At 58.0% G+C, this 7515-nt stretch carries 7 protein-coding genes; 1 reads left to right on the top strand and 6 read right to left on the bottom strand.

The window, feature by feature from the left end; genetic code table 11:
* The 5 genes from CVT63_07640 to CVT63_07660 all read right to left on the bottom strand — a co-directional run.
* The coding region (locus tag CVT63_07640; protein ID PKQ27501.1) for a cell filamentation protein Fic at positions 1-1473 on the bottom strand (1473 nt) is incomplete at its 3' end.
* Positions 1474-1867: 394 nt separating this feature from the next.
* Entirely contained in the window at positions 1868-2287 is a 420-nt protein-coding gene (locus CVT63_07645) for a hypothetical protein (GenBank protein ID PKQ27502.1), read from the bottom strand.
* 65 nt (positions 2288-2352) lie between these two features.
* Positions 2353-3504 (bottom strand): hypothetical protein, encoded by a 1152-nt coding sequence (locus CVT63_07650; protein ID PKQ27503.1) that lies wholly within the window; start codon positions 3502-3504, stop codon positions 2353-2355.
* Positions 3501-5702: a hypothetical protein gene (locus CVT63_07655; protein PKQ27504.1), complete on the bottom strand. Its 2202-nt coding sequence runs from the start codon at positions 5700-5702 to the stop codon at positions 3501-3503. The genes CVT63_07650 and CVT63_07655 overlap by 4 nt, the downstream gene beginning before the upstream one ends.
* A gap of 27 nt (positions 5703-5729) precedes the next feature.
* Positions 5730-5939: a plasmid-related protein gene (locus CVT63_07660; protein PKQ27506.1), complete on the bottom strand. Its 210-nt coding sequence runs from the start codon at positions 5937-5939 to the stop codon at positions 5730-5732.
* Between the two features lie 387 nt (positions 5940-6326).
* On the opposite strand from CVT63_07660, the gene CVT63_07665 reads away from it, so the two are divergent.
* A complete protein-coding gene (locus CVT63_07665; GenBank protein ID PKQ27507.1) occupies positions 6327-6818 on the top strand; it encodes a histidine phosphatase in 492 nt (163 codons plus the stop codon).
* 99 nt (positions 6819-6917) lie between these two features.
* Here CVT63_07665 and CVT63_07670 read toward each other — a convergent pair.
* On the bottom strand, positions 6918-7515 hold a 598-nt coding region (locus CVT63_07670), incomplete at its 5' end, for a peptidase S11 (GenBank protein ID PKQ27505.1).

The following is a 7515-nucleotide window of genomic DNA, read 5'->3' on the forward strand; positions in this document are numbered from 1 at the left end:
CAGTACATTGCTCAACGCCCCCTTGTTCTGCTCGATTGAGCGCAATAGCCGATCAGCCTGATGGTCTGGCATTTCGACAATTTCCTTGATGGCTATTCGCGCTTTGAGGTGGCTGCGCAAGTACCTCGATTCCTCGCGCATCTGCTCAGTCATTGTCCGACCGATGAGCTTGGACATGAAAACCACGTGCGCCCCCAGATCCGGATAGCGCCATAGCGGACTAGCCTTATCCGGGGCGTTGAAGATGAAATTCGAAACCACACCGTCCGGGTAGGTCGTACGCGTGCTGGCAAACTCCACCTGATCCCGCAGGCTCTCCATCAGCGGTTTTGAGACAAGGTCCAGCACCCTGTCGTAAGCCCGCCGCTCGCCGGCATCGTCGGTGATGACAGCGGATACGGGAAGAATCACCGGATCGGGAAGCACACCATCGCGCCGCAGGATGTCGTTGATCAGGAAACGATGAACCCGACCATTGCCGTCAGCCAACGGATGGATATAGATGAAGGCAAATGCGCCAACCGCACTACGCAAGACCGGCGACTGTCCCTCGGTTCGCGCCAGGAAGACGCGCAGCCCATCCAGCATCTGCGGCAAATCGCTCGCTGGCGGTGCAACATAGTGCACGACCTCCTGATAGCGCACCATCTCGCCAACGAACACCGGAGACTGTCGTATCCCCAAGCGGGCAAGCGTCGTCACCGCCCCCAGTATTTCTTGCTGCAACGCGGCCAGCGCCGCATCGCCAAGCGGCAGTTCGCCCTGGCCGGTACGCCGCGCCATGACGTCAGCAAAGCGCTGGATTCGGGTGGCACTATCGGCCTCCCCCTCAATGCTGAAGCTGGCCCGGCTTTCCCGCAGGGTCATCCAGGCGGCCGCACGGAGCAGCAGTTCTTCGCCAAATTCTTCGGTCAATTGCCGAAAGAGCTGCTCCACATCGAGCCCGGCGGCCGCCTTGAGCGCCTCGGTCTTGACCAGCAAAGGGCAGAAATAGGGCGTTCCGGGCAGATTGTCGTTCACCCGCCAGCGCTGTACCTTGACCACCCGCTCGGCCGACGCGCCCAACATCACATCGCTGTCGATTACATCAGCGTAATTGCCCCCCAAGCGCGCCGGCACCTGCAATTGCCCGCCACTCAACCACTCGTACAGGAAGGCCGCCCGGCGGGCATACTGGCCGGTGGGCTCGGCATTCACCCAAGCTTGCACCGGATCCGGACCAAGCTTGGCAAAGAGTCGGGCCAAAAACTCTAAATGCGGCACTTCATGCCGCAGGTGAAACTGCAGATTGGCCGCAAAATTCGGCGCCGGGCGCATGTTCTCCGGATAGGTTTCCCAACGGAAGCCATCCTCAACCTGACTCGTACGCCGACTACCAACCTGGCTGATCACCGGCAGACGCGCCAGCGGCCTGATCTCGAAGGTCGTGGCCAGCCAGGCCGCCCCAATGGGATCGGCAGGAAAATCATTCACGACAAGGCTCCTTTGCACAACATCAATTCAGCCCGCTCAAAGATGATTCGCAGATGCGCCACGTAATCCAAAACGAGTTTTGCGCGCTTAAAAATGATTAAAAATTAGCACAAGTGCACAAAATTGATTATCCGACAATGCAATCGAGGCGCAAGAAAATCGTCAGCACCTTCTATTCGGGGCAGGGAATCCACTTTCCAGCACGGCCTCAAGCCGTGACGAAGTATCACGACACCTCCCTCGCAAGACCGAAATATCTCAGCCACCCAAGGTTTGCTTTTTTGATTGATAGCGAAAGGCGGGACTGGTTGTACCCCTGTTGGCACCGCATCGGTGTCCGGCCTACGCATGGCCTGGAAATTGACTAAAGGGTGGGGGCAACTTGCCCCCACCCTTACGCCAACTCCTTGTCGCGCAGACGGATTTTCTTGATGTAATCGGCGGGGTTGGCACACTCGTCCTGATACCGTTCTTCCGACGCTCGGATTTTTCCTGGAAGACGACGAGCCTCGTTCATGTAAGAAAACAGTGGTCTGACCCCGTTTTCGCGCCGTTTTCGCGAGACGTTGCTCTTTGGCGTTGAGGCTACCTTGCATCCTGAGTGGCGATGCCAGAAACAGCCATGGACGAAAACAACGGCCTTGTAGCGACGGAAGACGAGGTCCGGCTTGCCTGGGAGGCTGGCGCCGTGCAGCCGATAACGAAGCCCGAGTCCATGCAGGCCCTTGCGAAGCGCAAGCTCAGGCGCGGTGTTCTTGCCCGTGATGCGGGACATCCGTTCCGACCGTTCGGCAGGCGACAGTATGTCGGCCATACGACATCTCCTCAGCACCAGCTCCGCATCGCATCCCTCCACCAAGGTGGCCGGCCAGTAACGGGTCAGCGAACTGTCTGAAGTAGATCAGTGATACGCGACCAGTTGAAGATGAAGCCGCGGCCCGGGTGAAAAACGCGGTTTTTTCTAGGGACAATCAATTCAAGGTTTTTCCAAAACTGTTTTTCGGCCTTGAGAAACTGTCTCGCCGACCCGCGCTCGGCCGCAGCTCCACGTTCTGGATTGCGTTTCAGCAACCCTTTCATTTCGAGATATTCCTCAAGTTGGTCAAGCCAGACTTTTTCTTCAGGAAAGCTGCCACCGAGTGAATCTTGGAATTCGCTGATAGCGTTAAAAAGGATCAGGTGCTTGCCGGTAGTAAGTGCTGCAGTGGCGATCGTGTCCAAGAAGGGGCGGGATGATGAGCCATACAGGGTGCCGATGTGTAGGGCCTCAAGACCTTCCCTAGTCAGGGCTCCGTCTGCCTCGATCCAACCTATGTGGAAAAAGAAATTGCGGTAGTTCTTGTTGACCCCTGTCTTCAATCCAATTGCATAGTGGCGCGTCCCGCCGGCCCAGTGGCTTACTTTCCCTTCTTGGATATCACGCCACAAGTGTTCGAAGGCGCGGTCTCGGATGGTTCCGGTATGGGAGGAAGGAGAACGCATTTCGTCATAGCAGAAGGACAGGTAAAGGAGAGCCTCTTGAGGGCTCATCTCTCGCCATTTGGCGTAAAAGCTATTGTCAAGGTGCGCGAGGCTGGCTGGCGCCGTTGTGCGAGGCGAGAAGAAGTGTGCCTCTGTGAAGGACGGACTTAGCGGCGAGAACCTTGCCGGGTCGTAGCTCAGGACGCCAACTGGTACATGCTCCAAGGTGCCTTGTCGCAGGACGTCGACGACATGGTTGGCAATCTGGTAACCGTCATCGGCGATGTCAGGCAGCACCAAGAGTGCATAGTGAAAATCCTTCGAATAAGCAATTGCTTGTCCCAGCCCCGTCAGATACTCACGCTTAGACTGCAGCGGAGGCTTGAACTCAGCAGCGATCGTTAGCTCGTTTCCGCTATCGACCAGAACGAAGTCGGGGACAGGCCATGCGCGGGAAGCCGTGATATATGCGTTGGAGGAAAAAAGAGTATTCCAAGGCCCAGCACCGTCTCGAAGGCGTCGAACAGCTTCCTGGGCGACAGCGTACGCCAAGACGTCGTGAGTGTTCATACGGCAGTCGCCAAGTCATAGATGTCACGCTTGTAGCCCTGCGACCCGAAGTTCCCTTTGATAGTCTTGACGATGTTGTTTGCAAAGATCTCGGCCAGCAGTGGGGGGACCGCGTTTCCAACCAGGGTGCACTGCTGTTGGCGCGTGCCTACAAACCTCATCCAGTCCGGGAACGTCTGAATGCGAGCGGCCTCACGCACGGTCAAGGTTCGATGGAGAACTGGATGAACCGGAAATGCATTATGGCCGGGGACCATGGTAGTCGCAGGCGCGCTCATGGACAGACGACGATAAACGTGACTGTAGTTCTTGACGTCGTCGGAGCGATAACCTTTTCGAAGATGTTCTGGCAGGCCGTTCTCCGGGAGCCTCCCTCCCTCGGGGATAAGCTTGTATCTCTCGACAACCAGCTCCTTATGGTTCATCGGTGAATGGCTGAACTCGCCGCTACAAGTGGACGGATCCATGAGATCCGTGAGCACGTCGCCCACCGTGACATATCCGCGCTGCCAGGCCTTGGGCGCGGCGAAGTGCTTGGGTTCCGGCCACTGAAACTGCAAGCCTTCGGCCCACGCCACTAGAATGAAGCGTTCGCGCAGCTGTGGAATTCCGTAGTCAGCGCAATTGACGACGCGATACTCGACTTCGTACCCTGCCTTTCGAAGGCGTGCTTCCAACTCGGCCAAGTAGCTTGAATCCCCCCGTTGTGTGGAGGTGAATCCTTTCACGTTCTCAAGGAAAATGACCTTCGGCGAAAGAGCAATCGCCAAGTCGACGTACTTGAGAGATAGTTCGTTTCGCTCATCTTGATCAGGGCGGTGATCTTGAGTATTGACGAACCGTCGCCGGCCAAAGATCGAAAAACCTTGGCAGGGAGGTCCACCAAACACGACATCGACCTTGTGGCCTGCCAACTGGCCTTTGACTTCGTCAAGACTTAATTCGGCAACGTCGGCGCGTACGTGTGGAATTCCCGGAAAGTTGATACTGAGATTCTTCTCAACGCTCTTCTTCATATCGTACGAGGCCAGCACACGCATGCCAGCATTGAGGAAACCGAGCATGAGGCCGCCGATGCCGGAGAAAAAGCTAACCGCCTTGATGTCGGATGGCCTCACCGTTCTTTGCGGCTTGTCTTCATTCGTGGCTAATGAGAGTTGTTGGGACGGACGAGACTGCGGCATTTCACCTTCCATGATCGAGACTTCTCCCGCGATATGGGCCTTAATCGCTTCGCCAAGCCGCTGAGCAAGCAAGACTGGGACTGCATTGCCAACAAGCTTGCATTGTTCTGCCCTTGAACCGTGGAACATGTAGTCATCCGGAAATGTTTGCAGTCTCGCCGCTTCGCGAGGAGACAGACTGCGGTGCTCGATCGGATGTACAGGGAATGCGTTGTTCCCAGGGACCAGAGTTAGAGAGGGGCGCTCACGGTGCAGCCGCTTGTAGGTGTTGCCGAAGTTTTTTCGGCGAATTTCTTCCGGCAGTTCAGCCGGTGGGGGCATGCGGCCGCCTTCCGGTATCAATCGATATCTTGCAATTACTGTTTCACCATGCCGAAGGAACGAGTGATTCCGGGCAATATCCTCGTGCCCGTGCAAGTCTTCAATGGAAGCCCACACCGTAGTGTGTGCCTTTTCTGCCGTCCCGTGGCTAGGCGTGGGCCACTTGAAGGGGGTGTCCAACTTGGTCCCGAAGAAGAAGACCCTTTTCCGGATCTGGGGGACGCCGAAGTCGGCCGCGTTGAGTGTGGTAACCCACACGCGATAGCCGAGTCGCTCGAATGCTTCAACAATTTCTCGCTCGTAGCGCCCGCCATATTGCGTCCTCAAGTAGTTGACGTTCTCCATCAAGAAACATGGAGGAGCAAGCGACTCTACCACCCTGGCGAAGCACCAAAAAAGCCCATTTCGCGGATCTGCAGGGTTTTGATCGCCGATCGTGGAGAACCCCTGGCAGGGGGGGCCTCCGACCACTAGGTCAACCTTCTTTCTGCCGATAGCCTTTTCGATATGCTCTTTACTGAGGCGGCGCACGTCACCCAAGTAGAAGGGGACGTGCGGAAGGTTGTGGTGAAATGTTGCCGCAGCCGAGGGCTCTACGTCAGTTGCGAAGAGCGTGTCGAAGCCAGCCTTGCCGATGCCAAGGGTCATCCCCCCGCCACCTGCGAAAAGCGAAATTGTCGTAAGTTTCTTCATCAGTGGCTTTGATCGCGATCGAATGATTTAGCGGATGAGCGACTCTGAACCAGTCGACGGCGCATGCGCGCCAAAAAGCTGGCCCTGTCGAATTTTTTCCCCATGTTGCTCCACGTACGACCTCATGAAGGCACGTAGGACTTGGGCTGCTGTCGTGTCCAGCGCTTTGCAGGTTTCAATGAAGTCGTGCCTAAGCCTATCGTCCACGCGAATGCGTAGACCAACGTCTTCACTCATGACATCCCCTGGATACACAATGTGTTCATTCTCGGCACACGACGGGCGATTGTCAATGTTCCAGTGATAGCAATCATGAAAATGGCATCACTCCCACCTAGGGCAAGAGTCGGAGACGTACGGCCGCGAGCCGGCATTGGTGGGAGGAATACAGCGGGGCGCTGCAGATGGGGCTCAACGGCCACCACTAATACGACCAGTCGGGCTTGCTAGATTCGTGGACACAGGAATGGGCAGGTATTCGGGCTTATCTGGACGGCACTTGAGGCAATCATGGGCGCCAATGCCACATCCATTTACACCCATTTAACGAGAGGCGCTGGCTTGGGCGGTCAGGCAGCGCAGGCGATGACAAAATGCCGAAGAACGACCGTCGCGGAGGGTTCCATGCAAAGAACGCTATTCCTTGTTCGCCATGCCAAGTCGGATTGGGATGATCCTGCCCTGCCGGATCAGGCGCGGCCGTTGGCCGCCCGCGGCAAGCGGGACGCACCGCTGATGGGAAAACGCTTGGCGAAGCGCCAGGTGAAGCCCGACTTGATCCTGTCGAGTCCGGCGCGTCGCGCCCTGGCGACGGCGGAAATTTTCGCCGACGCGCTCGATTACAAGGCCGGGGACATCGTTGTCGATGAACGGCTGTATGCCACCGAGCCCGAGACCCTGCTGGCGGTTATCGGTGAGCTCGGTGACGAGCTGACGTGCGTGATGCTCTTTGGCCACAACCCCGAGTTGACGGAGCTGGCGCAGCGTTTGTCCGACGAGATTTCCCGGATGCCGACCTGCGCGGTTGCCCAATTCACCTTCGCGGCGACGTCATGGTCGCGCATCGCTGCGGCAAGGCCGGCGAAAGTTGTATTCGACTATCCGAAGCAAACGTAGCGCAAGGCGCCGGGCCGCTACCCGGCATCGCCCTGGGCGCCGATCATGACCGCGGTGATCCGAAAATGCGTATTCCTCCCACCGTCCCGCCGTCAGTAACTAGCGACTAATTACCTGCGAAGGTGCTGCGGTTCGCATGACCGCCATTCGGGTATTGCCCGGAAGCTTGTGACGCCCCCGCGCTGAGCGCGCTGGCTGCTTGGCCTGGGTCCGCACGATCGGCTCGCCGGTCAGGAAGCTTCGCACATTCAGTGCGTCGAGCGTGCGGCGCGGCAGGCTGGTCGCGTTGAGCAGGACGACAATGACAGTTTGGCCGCCGGCCTTGAGGCGCATGATCAGGCAACGTCCGGCCGGGGTCGTGAAGCCGGTCTTCGAGAGCAGGATGTCCCAGCCGTCCAGGCCGACCAGGCGGTTGGTATTGCGGTACTCCAGCGTACGACCCTCGACATCGACGGTCGTCTCGCTGGTCGTCGTGATGCGCTCGATTTCCGGGTACTCCGCTGCGGCGGCCGCCATCTTGGCGAGGTCCTCCGCCGTCGAGCGGTTATTCCACGACAAGCCGGTCGGTTCCTCGATGCGGGTGCGGGTCATACCCAGCTCGTCCACCTTGGCCGCCACCGCCGCGACGAAAGCGTCGACGCCGCCCGGGTAGGCATAGGCGAGCGCCGCCGCCGCATGGTTATCGGACGAGATCAGG

The sequence above is a fragment of the Candidatus Anoxymicrobium japonicum genome, assembly GCA_002843005.1.
GTDB lineage: Bacteria > Actinomycetota > Geothermincolia > Fen-727 > Anoxymicrobiaceae > Anoxymicrobium > Anoxymicrobium japonicum.

What these genes read in the sequence shown, in the direction of transcription:
- CVT63_07645 (PKQ27502.1), bottom strand. Translation starts at nt 2,287, where the DNA reads ATGGCCGACATACTGTCGCCTGCCGAACGGTCGGAACGGATGTCCCGC.
- CVT63_07665 (PKQ27507.1), top strand. Translation starts at nt 6,327, where the DNA reads ATGCAAAGAACGCTATTCCTTGTTCGCCATGCCAAGTCGGATTGGGAT.
- CVT63_07655 (PKQ27504.1), bottom strand. Translation starts at nt 5,702, where the DNA reads ATGAAGAAACTTACGACAATTTCGCTTTTCGCAGGTGGCGGGGGGATG.
- CVT63_07650 (PKQ27503.1), bottom strand. Translation starts at nt 3,504, where the DNA reads ATGAACACTCACGACGTCTTGGCGTACGCTGTCGCCCAGGAAGCTGTT.
- CVT63_07660 (PKQ27506.1), bottom strand. Translation starts at nt 5,939, where the DNA reads ATGAGTGAAGACGTTGGTCTACGCATTCGCGTGGACGATAGGCTTAGG.